Origin of the sequence: Bacillus velezensis, assembly GCF_001461825.1 — a bacterium.
Classification (GTDB): Bacteria; Bacillota; Bacilli; order Bacillales; family Bacillaceae; genus Bacillus; species Bacillus velezensis.
The window spans coordinates 19,026-33,318 of the sequence record NZ_LLZC01000001.1 but is presented as its reverse complement, the minus strand read 5'-3'; the positions used below and the strand labels follow the sequence as shown (position 1 = coordinate 33,318).

Here is a 14,293-nt window from a genome sequence, read left to right as displayed (position 1 = left end):
ATCATTGTTGTCAGGACTTTTTTAAGAATTGAACCGGATTATTGAAAAAATGTTGTTATTTTCATATCTAGTCGAGGTATTCATAATGGATCAGGAGTCGGCAAATACAACAGGGATTTTAAGGTCTTTTTTAATCATAATTTGGATGTGTAATCGATTGATTACGGTTATATAATGGAATATTCATGATGAAAATTGCTGGAGGTGATTACTTTCCGATGAGGCATGCACAAAAACGATTTACCAATGATTACATTTATGGATATTAACTGGAATGCATCTCGTATTATAAGGCAGGTGTTAATCCTTTTCAATATATAAAAGGGGATTTCTTTACAAATATAAAAATCTTCCGGTCAATCGAAAAGGTGTGCACTTCTAACTTTCATAAAAAACCCCTCTGGTTTATCTCAGAGGGGCTAATTTTCCCACTTAAAATAAATTTGTTGTATTATAAATCATTTAAAACTTCTTTGCATAAAGCTTACCAAAGATATCTTCGTATTTTTCAAATGGCAGATACCTTAGTTTTTTTTCAAATAAGCTATAAATACATTCTTTCATTCCTTTATTATTCATTAAAGATTCTATCTCTTCTTCCTTTAGATATGAAAGTAAATCTATATCAGTTAATTTAAGATTCTTCGTATTAAAAACTAAATCAAAATACTCTGAGTAACCACCAAAAACATCCACAAACTCTTCCAATTCCTCTTTTTTAAGCTTATTTCTCCTATATAAATCTGTTAATATATTCAGGTTTCTTTCAATAGGATCCGGATGTACTTTAACAGCTTTATTTTCATTCTTTATTTTAACAACTGTATCTTCTATAATTTTTTTATTAATTTCTTTGTCCTCAGTAATAACATCGTTAATTGAAATTATATAATAAAAATTCAACTCATTAAATTGCAATAATCCTTCTTTGCTTTTAATTTTTTCTACTAAACTTTCAATTACTTTAATTATTATATTCTTGTATTCTTCAGATATAGCCTTTAGTATCGGAACTATTAAATTTTCAAAAACAGTATATAAAATATCATATTCTTTTTCTTCATAGGATTTCTTTATTAAAATTACATAACTAGAGGTTATATCCTTATTTATAGGATACTCATTGTAATTTACATATATATTAGTTAAATTTTTATACAGTCCATTGTTATCAAATTCAATTATCCTGCTATTTCGCATGTATATTTCTAAATACTTTTCTAAATAATCCAATACTGTACTTTGTGCTAAAATTTCTTTGTTTGCTACTGCCACTATAAATTTATTTATATATTTAAATTCATTTAAATTTATACTTTCGTTGAGGAGTAATAACAACTTACCTGCAATAAGATTCGCCTGTTCAAAGTCTAGATTTGTTTTTGAAGTTAATACTATTATATTGTAAAAATAATGCTCACTTTTTTTCTTATTGCGATTATTTAGAATATTATCAATCACTTTGTCCAAAACCTTCATAATATACTCAAAAGCTGAATTTTCAAGTTTTAATTCTCTAAGATTATACTCTACCAAAACATTTTCAAAGTCACTAGTTTTTAATTTTGTTATTATTATATATACTTCATATAGATCTAATTTTTCTATTTTATTTAAGGATACTTTGTTAAAAAAACTCTTCGAATTATTTGATTGGGTACTGTAGCTCGCAAAAATGCCTTCTACAAAACTTAAATACAGGCTTTGAATCTCTTTGTATTTATTTATACATAGATAATTCGCTTCTACGAAAAGCCAAATATTGCTAATCATATGAAAATTTTTATTGAGTGAGCTATTAAAAGAAAATCCTCCATTTTCCACAGTACGTTTTGTTTCCTTTAATGTGTCCACTTCTTTATTCAATTTATTTTGTACTTTATATATTAAATTAAAATCTTGAAGCTCTTTTAAAAATTCTATGCTCTTTCTTTCTCTATTGGGGAGATTTGCATAAATATTTTCAAGATCTAGTTCTTTAAGTTCCATTTCAATATTGTTATTCACATTATAATATCCATTTACTAAAAACTTCCCAACATGCTTCCTGTTAAATTCCGAAATATAATAAATCAAAAACTCCTTATCTTGAAAAGCTTTCAATGAAATCGTCTTATAATATTTATAGGCATCGTAAAACTTATCACATTCACAATAAGCAAATGCCTGTTTTAACATGAGAAAATAATCTTCTCCCTCTATAAGGCTTGTAAAACTATTTATATCTATAGGATCTATTAAACTATCTTGATCTATTATTCTAGCCCTTAGATTAGCTAGGTAATTATCTTGATTATCAATACTGAATATTATTTGTTTTTCCCTAGACACGCCCTGTATATTTGCTTTTTTAAATATCATTATGATTTTCTGAAAAATCCAATTATCTTTATATGTGTCATGGTTAGAAAATACCCTTGATAAACCATTCTCTCCATTTAGAATAGTTAAAGTTCTATCACCAAATAAATCATATCCTACAGATTTTAACCCTAAGTTCTTTACAATTTGCTCAGGCATTATAAAATTTAACTTTTCAAAACAACTAATTTTATTATAGATAATTTCTAAGTCACTCATTTTCGTCATTTTATCAAAAGAATTAAAATAACTTAATACATCAAATAATCTATTACCTCTCCAATTAGATATATCAAAAATATTATTATTCGGCATATTACTTATTTCATCATAATATAAAATGTTAATTCCGCGATTTTTATAGTACGCATGTTCCATCCGTGAGTACTTCTTACTACTCTCAATTAGATATGCTGGTTGAAAATGATTTCTTAAAATATTTTTAACCCATTGAAAAATCAAATTGAAATTTGAATCATTTATCGAATATCCTATAAATAAAACTGTATTTGTGGCAATCAAAGCTTTAATATAACTTTCAATCAACGTGAAATTAGAAGAATAATTCAAATAGTCATCTTCCTTTAGTACAATGTTTCTGTTTTCAAAATCGCCATGCATTTTAATAATAGTTTTATTAAAATTATCATATGGAAGATCTAAATCGTGTTTTACAGTATGAAAAAACTGTCCTTCTTCAATAGCTGCTTCTTCCAGCAAAGTATCATAGTTAGTTGTAATAATATGAGTTGGTTTAAGTTTAAAAATCTCCTTATGTATAGGATTTGGTTTATATTTCTTTTTTGAAAAAACTTCATTCATTTTTTCAAAATATTCTTTTTCTCCTCTTTCATTAAAATAATATTGAGGAATTTTCATATATAAATCTGGAGATCTGTCTACATCAAATTCTCCCAAATCTTGTGCAAATTCTTTAATTAATTCATTCCAAGTTGGAATTCCTGAATTTGCTGAAACCCCCGCACCTACGAATACCACTAGTTTATTGTTTTCGCTTGCCTCTTGGATTTTTGTTATACTCGTATCTAAAAAATAGTCACTCAATTTATCTTCCTCCTAAACTTAAAATTCGATTCTAATCTAACTTTCCTTTCATATGAATCTTGATCTACATATTTTAAGTTTTAAAATTAAATGTCTACATAACCGGAAAGTAATGACCTCGGTTCTTTCAAATTAATACGATTGATATGAATCTACTTTTTCAGTTAATTCAAGGCACTGACCATTCTTTCAGCAATTTTTCATATTTTCTTTCCTTATTGGCCCAAATAGGATTGTCCAGTACTGTGACTATTCCCCAAAGGTCAGGGTTCTTTAAATCTCCAAATCTTGAAACAGCAATCATTACCAGTTTTTTCGACATTACACAATTCTCGCATATTTATATGAACAAAACCATTCTTATAAGCAAGCTACTGTTACCTTATAACTCATCTCCAAATCATTAGCATTTTTAATAGTGAAAGGGAAGCTTTTACTATTAAAGTAAGCATAGTAGATATTTCCCACTCTAAAAGTACTGTACTTAGATTAAGATTTGCTTTTAGGGTTAAACCTACAGTTATAGCTCCTTTATTAGCGCAAGCTTATTAGCACTAAAAATTTGAATAGACCTATATATAGGACTCACATCTATAATACGTAACTATTGGCATAATTGTTATATTCAATTCCCGATTATATTCTCATAAACAAAAACATCCGTTCGCTTATTCTAATTATAAGCGAACGGATGTAAATCATTCAAATATTTAAACAACTATATTATCCGCTAAAGCTGTTTACCGTGAATTATTTATCCCTACTCCACAGTCACACTCTTCGCAAGGTTGCGCGGTTTATCAACGTCACAGCCGCGGTGCAGTGCAGCGTAGTAAGCGATCAGCTGCAATGGCACAACAGAAACCAGCGGAGCAAGTGCAGGGTTGACTTCCGGCAGGATGAATCTGTCGTCTGCGTCTTCTAAGCCTTTCAGCGAGATGATGCAAGTGTTGGCGCCGCGGGCTGCGACTTCCTTCACATTTCCGCGGATGCTCAGGTTGACGTGTTCTTGTGTCGCCAGTGCAAAGACCGGTGTTCCTTCTTCAATCAGAGCGATTGTTCCGTGCTTCAGCTCGCCGCCGGCGAAGCCTTCCGCCTGGATGTAAGAAATCTCTTTCAGCTTCAGGGCGCCTTCGACACACACGAAGTAGTCAAGGCCGCGGCCGATGAAGAAAGCGTTTCTTGAAACAGTCAGGTACTCACGCGCAATCATTTCCATTTCGTCCTTCTGGTCGCAGAGGGCTTCCATGGCGTTTGCCGCGATACCTAATTCTTTGACCAAATCAAAACCGATATCAACGCCGTTGCGTTCTGCTGCAACGGACGCAAGGATCGCGAGGACGGCAATCTGAGCCGTATACGCTTTTGTTGATGCAACCGCGATCTCAGGGCCTGCGTGCAGAAGCAATGTGTAATCCGCTTCACGGGAAAGCGTTGATCCCGGAACGTTTGTAATCGTCAGCGCTTTGTGACCCAGCGCTTTGACTTGAACAAGCACGGCGCGGCTGTCCGCTGTTTCTCCGCTTTGAGAAAGGAAGATAAAGAGCGGCTTCTTAGACAGAAGCGGCATGTTGTAAGAGAATTCACTCGCTACATGCACTTCAACCGGTACGTTTGCCCACATTTCAATATATTGTTTCCCGACAAGACCGGCATGGTAGCTCGTTCCGCAAGCCACGATATAAATGCGGTCCGCTTCCGCCACGGCGTCAGCGACATCGCCGGCCACGGCCAGTCTGCCGTTTTCGTCCTGATACGTTTGGATGATTTTGCGCATAACAAGCGGCTGCTCATCCGTTTCTTTTAACATGTAGTGAGGGTATGTGCCTTTTTCGATATCACTGGCGTCAAGCTCAGCGATATAAGATGCACGTGTCATGACTTCACCGTCAAGGTTTTTAATCACGGCTTCGTCTTTTGTCACGATCACCATTTCTTTGTCCAAAAGCTCAACGTATTCATTCGTTACTTGAAGCATAGCCATCGCGTCAGATGCCACGACGTTAAACGTATCTCCAAGGCCGATTAACAGAGGGCTTTTGTTTTTTGCAACGTAAATGGTGTCTGTGTTTTCACCGTCAAATAATGCAATTGCGTAAGAGCCTTTTAACAGAGTCAGTGTTTTGCGGAACGCTTCTTCTGTGCTAAGTCCTCCCGCCACAAATTGCTCGATCATTTGAACGACTACTTCAGTGTCCGTGTCGCTTTTCAGTTCAACGTTTTCAAGATATTCGCGCTTCAGCTGAACATAGTTCTCGATCACACCGTTGTGAACAAGTGTAAAGCGGCCGAGTGCGCTTTGATGCGGGTGAGCGTTCAGAAAGCTTGGTTCGCCGTGAGTCGCCCAGCGTGTATGGCCGATTCCCGCTTGAGATTCAACCGTGTGATCCACCACTTCACGAAGGTCGGCGATGCGGCCTTTTTCTTTGTACACATGCACGCCCTGCTCATTCGCCACAGCGATACCGGCAGAGTCATAACCGCGGTACTCAAGCTTCTCTAATCCTTTTAACAAAATCTCTTTCGCATCAAGCTGACCGATGTAACCTACAATTCCACACATATTTTCTTCCTCCTAAAGGTGCAAAAGGAGACGAAGAAAGTCAAATTACAAGGGGACTTTCAATCGTCCCCTCCCACATGTTTTTTTGGAAGATCATGTGATTTCTCTTTGTTCGGAGAGTCGCCCCTCCGGTTTGAAGAAATCCTTACGGCTGTGATCTAAATGAATCAGCCGGGAGGCATCCGCCGAAAATTCGATAACCTCCATCCTCGTCAACTAAGCCGTTTTTCGGGCGCTTAGTTCGGGCGCTGTAATTATAAAAGATGCAAACAATCCCGCCTTTCCTGCAAGTGAAAAACAAAGGCTGAACAAGCTTGATTTTACAGCATGTGCCAAGGACGGTCAATTATTTTTTGCCGCCCCGGCATCATGTTTACTATCATTTTATGCTGATCGCACTTGTTTTGTTCGCTCTCTGTTTATAAACTTCGCTACTCCGCTCCCATTTCTGTCCGCACGACATCCACGATTTTTGTGACATATTCGTCACAAAGCTCTTTTGTTCTCGCTTCGGCCATCACGCGGACGAGCGGTTCGGTGCCTGACGGGCGCACTAAAATCCGGCCGTCTCCGTTCATTTCTTTTTCCACTTCAGAAATAACGGCCTTCACCTTAGCGTTTTCTTCTACCTTATATTTATCCGTCACTTTCACATTCACTAAGAGCTGCGGGAATTTTTTCATTTCATCCGCAAGTTCTGAAAGGGTTTTGCCGGACGCCTTCAGCGTATTCACAAGCATGATCGCAGACAAAAGACCGTCGCCGGTAGTGTTGTAATCAAGGAAAATAAGGTGCCCTGACTGCTCGCCGCCGACATTATAGCCGTCTTTTTTCATCGCTTCTACGACATAGCGGTCGCCGACTGCCGTTTGAACGCTTTTGATTTCTTCTTTTTCAAGCGCTTTGTAGAAACCGAGGTTGCTCATCACGGTCGATACGACGGTATCATCCTTCAGACGGCCCTCTGATTTCAAATACTTCGCGCATATGTACATGATTTGATCACCGTCGACGATGTTTCCTTTTTCATCAACGGCAATGAGGCGGTCGCCGTCTCCGTCAAACGCAAGGCCGATATCGGCGTTTTTTTCTTTGACGAAAGCACTCAGCGCTTCCGGGTGTGTAGAACCGACGCCATCATTAATGTTTAATCCGTTCGGAGACGTCCCCATTGTAGATACGTCAGCATCGAGATCGGCAAAAAGGTGCGTCGCAATGGAAGAGGTCGCACCATGGGCGCAGTCAAGCGCTACATGAATGCCTGTGAAATCTTCGTCCGCCGTCTGCTTTAAAAATTGCAGATACTTTTGAACGCCTTCAAAATAATCGTTTACAAGCCCGAGGTCCGCGCCTGTCGGTCTCGGCAGCTTATCTTCCGGTTCATCCATGAGACGTTCAATCTCGGCCTCCTGCTCATCAGAAAGCTTAAAGCCGTCCCCTCCGAAAAATTTAATTCCGTTATCCTGTACGGGGTTGTGAGAAGCGGAGATCATGACGCCCGCCTCAGCATCCATGGCTTTCGTTAAATAGGATACCCCCGGCGTAGAAATAACGCCGAGGCGCATCACCTCAGCTCCGATCGATAAAAGTCCGGCGACAAGGGCTCCCTCCAGCATATGTCCGGAGATACGTGTATCACGGCCGATCAGCACTTTCGGGCGCTGCTTATCTTTGGTCAGGACATAACCGCCAAAACGCCCAACTTTAAAGGCCAGCTCTGGCGTAAGCTCGCTGTTGGCAACACCTCTTACACCATCTGTTCCAAAATACTTGCCCATTTTGTATCGCTCCTTTTTCATTCTGTTGAAGAAGAATCAGCGCTTGATCCGTCTTCATCCTGGTCTTGATTTTGATCCTGGTTTTGACTTTTATTCTGATCGCTGTCAGTGTCGTCTTCCCGGTTCTTGTTCTTGTCTTTGTCTGCGTCTCCGCTTGTGCCGTTCTTATTGCCGGAATCAGCGGAACCGCCGTTATTTTTATTTGAACTTGTGTTTTTCTTAGAAGTCAGCTTGATCTTAACCGTGTCTTTTGACAGGGACCATGTGACGTTTTGCGGGCCGTTTACTTCAAGCTTTACAGAGTGCTCTCCGTCATCAAAGTCCGAGACATTGGCATACAGTTCAATGTCCGACTTTTTCAGCGCCTTAATGTTGGCGGGAGAGCCTTTGGCCGTAATATTTATCGCCTGCGATTCAGGATCGAGAAACTCAATCTGCTGTGAGCCTCCCAGTCCGACCGTCTTGATTCCGACATTGTCAAAATCCTTTTTGTCTTCACTGTCCACTTTAACATGAAGCGTGATTTTTTCCGGTGATACCTTAGTGACACCCTTAGGAAGCGGGATATCGGCATTGATATCGGTATCTTTATCAATTTTGCCTAAATCAAGAGATACGCCGTCAATAAATTCAAGTGAATCCAGCACATCCTGCGGGCCGTAAACCGTCACCTCACTCGGATTCGAGTCAATGCTCGCAACGCTCACCCCGTCCGGAAGACTTCCCTTCCTTTCGATTTTGAAAGGAAGCTTTTTGCTCGGACTGGCTACGGGAACCGTCACTTTAATGACTGACGGTTCAACATCAACAGGAAGTGCGTTGCCGTCTTTGTCATAGACGGTCACCTTCACTTCCTTTTCAATGGTCTCATTTGCATTTTCAAGGTTCACGGATGCTTTGACAAGTGAAATGTTATCAATCACATTTTTCGAACCTGTAATCTGCACGTTTTTCGGGCTGATAATCGGCTGCTGAGGGGTGTATCCCTTTTTCATTTTGCTTTTATTGTAGTATTCAACTTCCACGGGAAAACTCTCAGCCGTTTTTTCCTGAATCGTAACCGTCGTGACTGACGGGTTAATGGAGATCGTCAGTCCGTCCGATACGTTTTTCGCTTTCAATTCGACCTTATGAGTCCCGGTCTTCAGCTTATTCATATCGGCGTATATCTCAAAATTCTTCGTCTGTCTCGCCTTTTTCACCGCGCTTGTCGAGCCTTTAATCGTGACATTTACGGTCTGGGGCACGCCGGTGACGACATAGTTCGCTTCATCATAGTATGCTTTTACAGGAATATCAGTAAGCGTAGCCTCGTCAGTCGTTGATGTCGGAAAAAAGGATTCCCCCGGCTTTTTCGGAGTCGGCGCCTGGTTGTTGTTAACCGCAACGTAAAGCAGCAGCGCAAAGAGCAATGCAATGATCTTTACAGCCCAGCGGTTGTTTAAGAATTTATCCATTTTTCTTGCCCCTCCAGTACCAGCGGTTAGAAGAAGTATCTCTGGCGTTCTTCTTAAACTCGGCTTCAAGCATTTCTTTCAGTGCTTCTTCCGTCAATTCTCTGTGAAGGTCTCCGTTTTTGGCCACACTGATGGCGCCCGTCTCTTCAGATACAATAATGGTTAAGCTGTCCGTCACTTCACTGATGCCGACAGCCGCTCTGTGACGCGTCCCCAGCTCCTTTGAAATAAACGGGCTTTCAGAAAGCGGCAGATAACAGGCAGCCGCCGCAATCTCGTTATTTTTCATAATGACCGCTCCATCATGCAGCGGTGTATTCGGGATGAAGATATTAATCAAAAGCTCCGAGCTGACCTGCGAATTAAGCGGGATGCCCGTCTCAATATAATCGCCCATTCCCGTATCGCGCTCAATCGCGATGAGTGCGCCGATACGGCGTTTTGCCATGTAGCTGATCGATTTTGTAATCGCTTCAATTGTCTTATGCTGCGCTTCCTCCACGGGGGTTCCGCTCCTGGAAAAGAACCGGCCCCGTCCGAGCTGTTCAAGCGCCCGTCTCAGCTCAGGCTGGAATATAATGATGATCGCTAAAAATCCCCATGTTATCGCTTGGTCCATCAGCCACTGAAGCGTGCTGAGTCCCAAATATGAACTGGCCATCCGGACCAATACGATGACGACGATTCCTTTTAAAAGCTGAACCGCCTTCGTCCCGCGTATGACCATGATTAATTTATATATCACATACCAAACAAGGAGAATATCAACGGCATTGCCGAGGTATTGCAAAAATGGGATGTCCTCAAAAGCCATTTCCTCGTCCTCCAAGAATTCAGTCATTTCGTTTTTCTGTTATGAATTGTGCTGCATGAGCAATATGTACATCATATAGCGTGCTCATTATACCACATTTTGATTTCTCAAGTGAAATGAGCCAGCGCGGCGATGCACAAAAAAGAGTAAAGCGATTATACGCTTTACTCATCTTCATTCGGGTCCAAAGCGCTCACGACGCCCTGGCCCGCCGATTTCAGTTCGTACCAGACCCAGTCAAACAATTGGTTAATCTCTTCAATCTGCCCGGTGACTTGTCCGGCTGAGGCCATGTATTTTTCTCCGTTGACGACGGTCACATTGCCGTCGACTTTTCCTTCAATGAACAGCTTGCCGTTTTTTACTGTGACATCGCCCTTTACGGTCTCGCCTTCAGGGACGGTGACCGTGTGATTCTGCACGACAAGGTTCGGCTGTTTGGACACACTGAAATTGTGGTCATTATGCCAGCTGTTGAAAAAACCGCCGCCCATTAAAATCACAAAAACCGCTGCGGCTGCAATCATCGGATGAGTTTTGATCCATCGTTTTACAGAAGCGCGTTTTTTCTCTTTTGGAAGATTCGCCATAACTTTGGCAGTAAAATCAGCAGGGGCCGTGACATGCGATGTGCTTCGGACGAGTGCTACGGATTTCTCCATTTCATGAAAATGCCGTTTGCAATTCCCGCATGACTGCAAATGTTGTTTTAATACGTTTTCATCTTCAGGAAGGATATCTCCATCAAGATGCTTATGCATAAGCTGCACGATCTGTTCAGGACAGCTCATTTCATCACCCCACTTAAAGATCCCTCAATTGTTTTCTAAGAGCCTCTCTGCCTCTGTGTATCCTTGTCTTGACGGTGCCGACAGGGATATTCAGAATCTCCCCGATTTCAATTAAAGAGAGTTCGTCAATATACTTTAATACAATAACCGTTCTGTACTTGTCAGGCAGCTTTAAAATCTTTTTCTGAATTGTGTCCGACAGCTCCAATGACAATACGGCGTCTTCAGGGAGAACCCCGTCCGCGGCGATCTGCGAATACATCGTCAGCCCTTCTGCTCCCGCTACTTCTGCGTCCAGATAGTAATCAGGCTTTTTCTTGCGGATGCGGTCAATGGTCAGGTTGGTCGCAATTCTGTAAAGCCACGTTGAAAACTTTCTGTTGATATCGAAACTGTCGATATTGACATACGCTCTGATAAAAGCTTCCTGCGCAATATCTTCCGCTTCGTGAACATTGCCGAGCATGCGGTAGCAAAGCTGGTAAATCTTATCTTTATAAAGGTCAACGATTTCTGCAAACGCATTTTGATCGCCTTTTTTGACTTGCTTGATTCTTTTTTTAATCAGGTTTTCCATGTTTTATCTTACCTCTGCCCTTCACCGGTCTGTATCTATACGTTGATTGTTTTAAAAGGTTTCATTTTTTTATTACATTTATTTTACCAAATTTCAGGCAGGGTGTAGATGGAAAATACAGAATATACTGCCTTAACAGCAGCTTAAAAATAGTATATCTGATGAACAATCAGAAATCGAAACAAAATGCTGATAAAAAAAGACACCTTTATGCAAAAGGTGTCTGATACTGGGCTAGCTGGATTCGAACCAACGCATGACGGAGTCAAAGTCCGTTGCCTTACCGCTTGGCTATAGCCCAAAAATGGTGGAGGGGGGCAGATTCGAACTGCCGAACCCTGAGGGAGCGGATTTACAGTCCGCCGCGTTTAGCCACTTCGCTACCCCTCCGTATTTTTTTGAAAAACAGTGCCGGCCAGAGGACTTGAACCCCCAACCTACTGATTACAAGTCAGTTGCTCTACCAATTGAGCTAGGCCGGCAAATATGGTGGAGGATGACGGGCTCGAACCGCCGACCCTCTGCTTGTAAGGCAGATGCTCTCCCAGCTGAGCTAATCCTCCATATGACCCGTACGGGATTCGAACCCGTGTTACCGCCGTGAAAGGGCGGTGTCTTAACCGCTTGACCAACGGGCCGTTGTGTCCGCGTCGAGCTGACAAAAGTTATTATATACAGGTTGTACCCCATTTGTAAAGAGAAAAATTATTTTTTTTATTTTCAAACTTTTTTACCCGTTTTTTAACTGAAAAACTCATCCCTCCTCTCTTATTTCATTTATGATGAAAGTATCAAAATATTGAAGGGAATGGACACAGATGATCTTAGTCAGCTCTTGTCTCGGCGGTATCGAATGCAGGTATAACGGCTCTCACGCCGCTTCGGAAAAAATCCGCAGACTCGTAGAAGAAAAGAAAGCTGTTATGGTCTGCCCCGAACTTTTGGGCGGCTTCACCACTCCCCGCGAACCGGCGGAAATCATCGGCGGCACGGGCGAAGACGTGCTGAACGGAACGGCAAAAATCGTAACAGCATCAGGCGAAGACGTTACGGCTTTATATATGGACGGCGCGGAAAAAACATTAGCATACGCAAAAGAAATAGGCGCCGCCACGGTCATCCTTAAAGAAAACAGCCCGTCCTGCGGCAGCAGCTTTATCTATGACGGCACTTTCTCAGGAAAAAAAATACTCGGAGACGGCATCACTTCCGCTCTTTTAAAACGGGCAGGCTGCCGTGTTCTATCAGAAGATGAATTGGATCAATTATAAAAAAGGAGAGTAGATATCATGGATGTAGCCCTGTCCTTTTATAAACCGGAGCATGCAGACGGGCTTAACGGGTTTGTGCTGAGTGAAGAAGATAAAAAGTTCACAGCTCTGCCGATAGATGTACTGCCGCAGGCTCTTGTCATCCGGGATCGCTACCCGACAGTCATTTTAAAAGAAGACCGCCCCGTCGGTTTTTTTATTTTACATACCTCAAAAGAAACCATTGCCCCGTATTCGAACAATGTATCTGCCATTTTGTTGAGTGCGCTGTCCTTACATGCGCCGCATCAGGGAAAAGGTTATGCCAAACAAGCAATGCTGCAGCTCCCCGCTTTTGTCGCAAATTACTTTCCTTGGTGTGATGAAATCGTGCTTGCTGTAAACCATCGCAATCATCGCGCAAAGAACCTGTACCGGTCTTCCGGTTTTATTGATAAAGGGCGGCGCAGGATCGGCCCGATCGGTGAACAGCATATTCTGCATCATTTTTTGTGAAAGCGCTTGATTATTCATCTCATCCCTGCCGATTTTTCTTGAAACATCTATTCAGAAGCCCATATACTTCAAGTATTAACGACTTGGGAGGGTACAATCATGACAGACCGGCTTAACATTCACAGATTGACCACAGAAACCAGAAATCCGCAGACCGCTTCAATCCATCAAGCAGACACGATGGAAATTCTCCGCATCATTAACGAAGAGGATTTCAAAGTGGCTGAAGCCGTTCAGCAGGTGCTGCCCGATATTCAGATTGCCGTTCAATTCGCCCATCAGTCCTTACGGCGAAACGGCAGGCTGATTTATGCGGGAGCGGGCACAAGCGGCAGGCTCGGTGTACTGGATGCGGTTGAATGCCCGCCTACATACAGCGTAAGTCCCGACACCGTCATCGGTCTGATGGCCGGAGGGGCAGACGCCTTTTTGCAAGCGGCTGAAGGTATAGAAGACAGCGAGGAAACCGGCGCTCTCGATCTCAAAACGATCGGGCTTACCTCAGAAGACACCGTGATCGCCATCGCGGCAAGCGGGCGCACGCCGTATGCGGCCGGTGCGCTGAAATACGCAAAAACAATCGGCGCCAAAACCGTCACGCTCACATGCAATAAACACTCATTGATCAGCACTTATGCCGATCACAGCATCGAAGTCGTCGTCGGCCCCGAAGTGATTACAGGGTCAACACGAATGAAAGCGGCGACGGCACATAAAATGATTCTGAACATGATTTCCACGGCCGTGATGATCAAAAGCGGCAAAGTGTACGAAAATTTAATGGTGGACGTTCATGTCAGCAACGAAAAATTGAAAGAACGCGCAATCGGCATTATCCAAAGCATCACGGGCGTTCCGTACGACAAGGCAAAAGAAACGCTTGAGGCCGCAGGCAGCCATGTCAAAACGGCAATCGTCATGCTGAAGACGAATTCGGACGAAACACACGCGAAGGCACTTCTCAAAGAATCAGACGGCTTCATTGACAAAGCCATTGAACAGCACGTTTCAAAAGAAAAAGAACGCTGATCGTTCTTTGGTGAGAAATAATGTGTTTTTACGAGCCCGCGCCGTTTTCATAATCGGCGCAGGCGCTTTTAGGACGCGTTTCAGGCACAGCT

Annotated in this window: 11 protein-coding genes and 5 tRNA genes; 3 read left to right on the top strand and 13 right to left on the bottom strand. The window is 41.8% G+C overall.

Translation table 11 applies throughout. The features are described 5' to 3' along the window. Positions 1-462 precede the first annotated feature (462 nt). The 13 genes from AR442_RS00150 to AR442_RS00095 form a co-directional block, all read right to left on the bottom strand. On the bottom strand, positions 463-3,426 hold the full coding sequence (locus AR442_RS00150; RefSeq protein ID WP_014416779.1) for an SIR2 family protein: 2,964 nt from the start codon (positions 3,424-3,426) through the stop codon (positions 463-465). 169 nt (positions 3,427-3,595) lie between these two features. After that, positions 3,596-3,748 (bottom strand): hypothetical protein, encoded by a 153-nt coding sequence (locus AR442_RS20405; protein WP_014720653.1) that lies wholly within the window; start codon positions 3,746-3,748, stop codon positions 3,596-3,598. Between the two features lie 438 nt (positions 3,749-4,186). After that, on the bottom strand, positions 4,187-5,989 hold the full coding sequence (gene glmS, locus AR442_RS00145) for a glutamine--fructose-6-phosphate transaminase (isomerizing) (protein ID WP_003156758.1): 1,803 nt from the start codon (positions 5,987-5,989) through the stop codon (positions 4,187-4,189). A gap of 431 nt (positions 5,990-6,420) precedes the next feature. Further along, on the bottom strand, positions 6,421-7,767 hold the full coding sequence (gene glmM, locus AR442_RS00140) for a phosphoglucosamine mutase (protein WP_007408011.1): 1,347 nt from the start codon (positions 7,765-7,767) through the stop codon (positions 6,421-6,423). A 17-nt stretch (positions 7,768-7,784) separates the two neighbouring features. After that, positions 7,785-9,224, bottom strand: a complete 1,440-nt coding sequence (locus tag AR442_RS00135; protein WP_053285462.1) for a CdaA regulatory protein CdaR — start codon at positions 9,222-9,224, stop codon at positions 7,785-7,787. Continuing rightward, complete coding sequence (gene cdaA, locus AR442_RS00130; RefSeq protein ID WP_014416776.1) at positions 9,217-10,038, bottom strand: diadenylate cyclase CdaA; 822 nt, start codon at positions 10,036-10,038, stop codon at positions 9,217-9,219. The genes AR442_RS00135 and cdaA overlap by 8 nt, the downstream gene beginning before the upstream one ends. Before the next feature lie 164 nt (positions 10,039-10,202). Continuing rightward, on the bottom strand, positions 10,203-10,829 hold the full coding sequence (gene rsiW / locus AR442_RS00125; RefSeq protein WP_003156765.1) for an anti-sigma-W factor RsiW: 627 nt from the start codon (positions 10,827-10,829) through the stop codon (positions 10,203-10,205). A gap of 13 nt (positions 10,830-10,842) precedes the next feature. Beyond that, positions 10,843-11,406, bottom strand: a complete 564-nt coding sequence (gene sigW, locus AR442_RS00120) for an RNA polymerase sigma factor SigW (protein ID WP_003156766.1) — start codon at positions 11,404-11,406, stop codon at positions 10,843-10,845. A 229-nt stretch (positions 11,407-11,635) separates the two neighbouring features. Next, a tRNA-Gln gene (locus AR442_RS00115) sits at positions 11,636-11,707 on the bottom strand. A gap of 4 nt (positions 11,708-11,711) precedes the next feature. Beyond that, a tRNA-Tyr gene (locus tag AR442_RS00110) sits at positions 11,712-11,796 on the bottom strand. Between the two features lie 19 nt (positions 11,797-11,815). After that, positions 11,816-11,888: transfer RNA gene (locus tag AR442_RS00105), tRNA-Thr, on the bottom strand. A 5-nt stretch (positions 11,889-11,893) separates the two neighbouring features. After that, positions 11,894-11,969: transfer RNA gene (locus tag AR442_RS00100), tRNA-Val, on the bottom strand. Positions 11,970-11,972: 3 nt separating this feature from the next. Continuing rightward, positions 11,973-12,044, bottom strand: a tRNA-Glu gene (locus AR442_RS00095). Between the two features lie 180 nt (positions 12,045-12,224). Between AR442_RS00095 and AR442_RS00090 the strand changes: the two genes are divergently transcribed. From AR442_RS00090 to murQ, 3 genes are all read left to right on the top strand, one after another. Next, on the top strand, positions 12,225-12,677 hold the full coding sequence (locus AR442_RS00090; protein WP_014416775.1) for a 2-thiouracil desulfurase family protein: 453 nt from the start codon (positions 12,225-12,227) through the stop codon (positions 12,675-12,677). An 18-nt stretch (positions 12,678-12,695) separates the two neighbouring features. Next, complete coding sequence (locus AR442_RS00085) at positions 12,696-13,172, top strand: GNAT family N-acetyltransferase (protein WP_007408015.1); 477 nt, start codon at positions 12,696-12,698, stop codon at positions 13,170-13,172. A gap of 99 nt (positions 13,173-13,271) precedes the next feature. After that, the gene (gene murQ / locus AR442_RS00080) at positions 13,272-14,201 is read left to right on the top strand and encodes an N-acetylmuramic acid 6-phosphate etherase (protein ID WP_053285463.1); all 930 of its coding nucleotides are present in this window, start codon (positions 13,272-13,274) and stop codon (positions 14,199-14,201) included. The last annotated feature ends 92 nt before the right edge of the window (positions 14,202-14,293 follow it).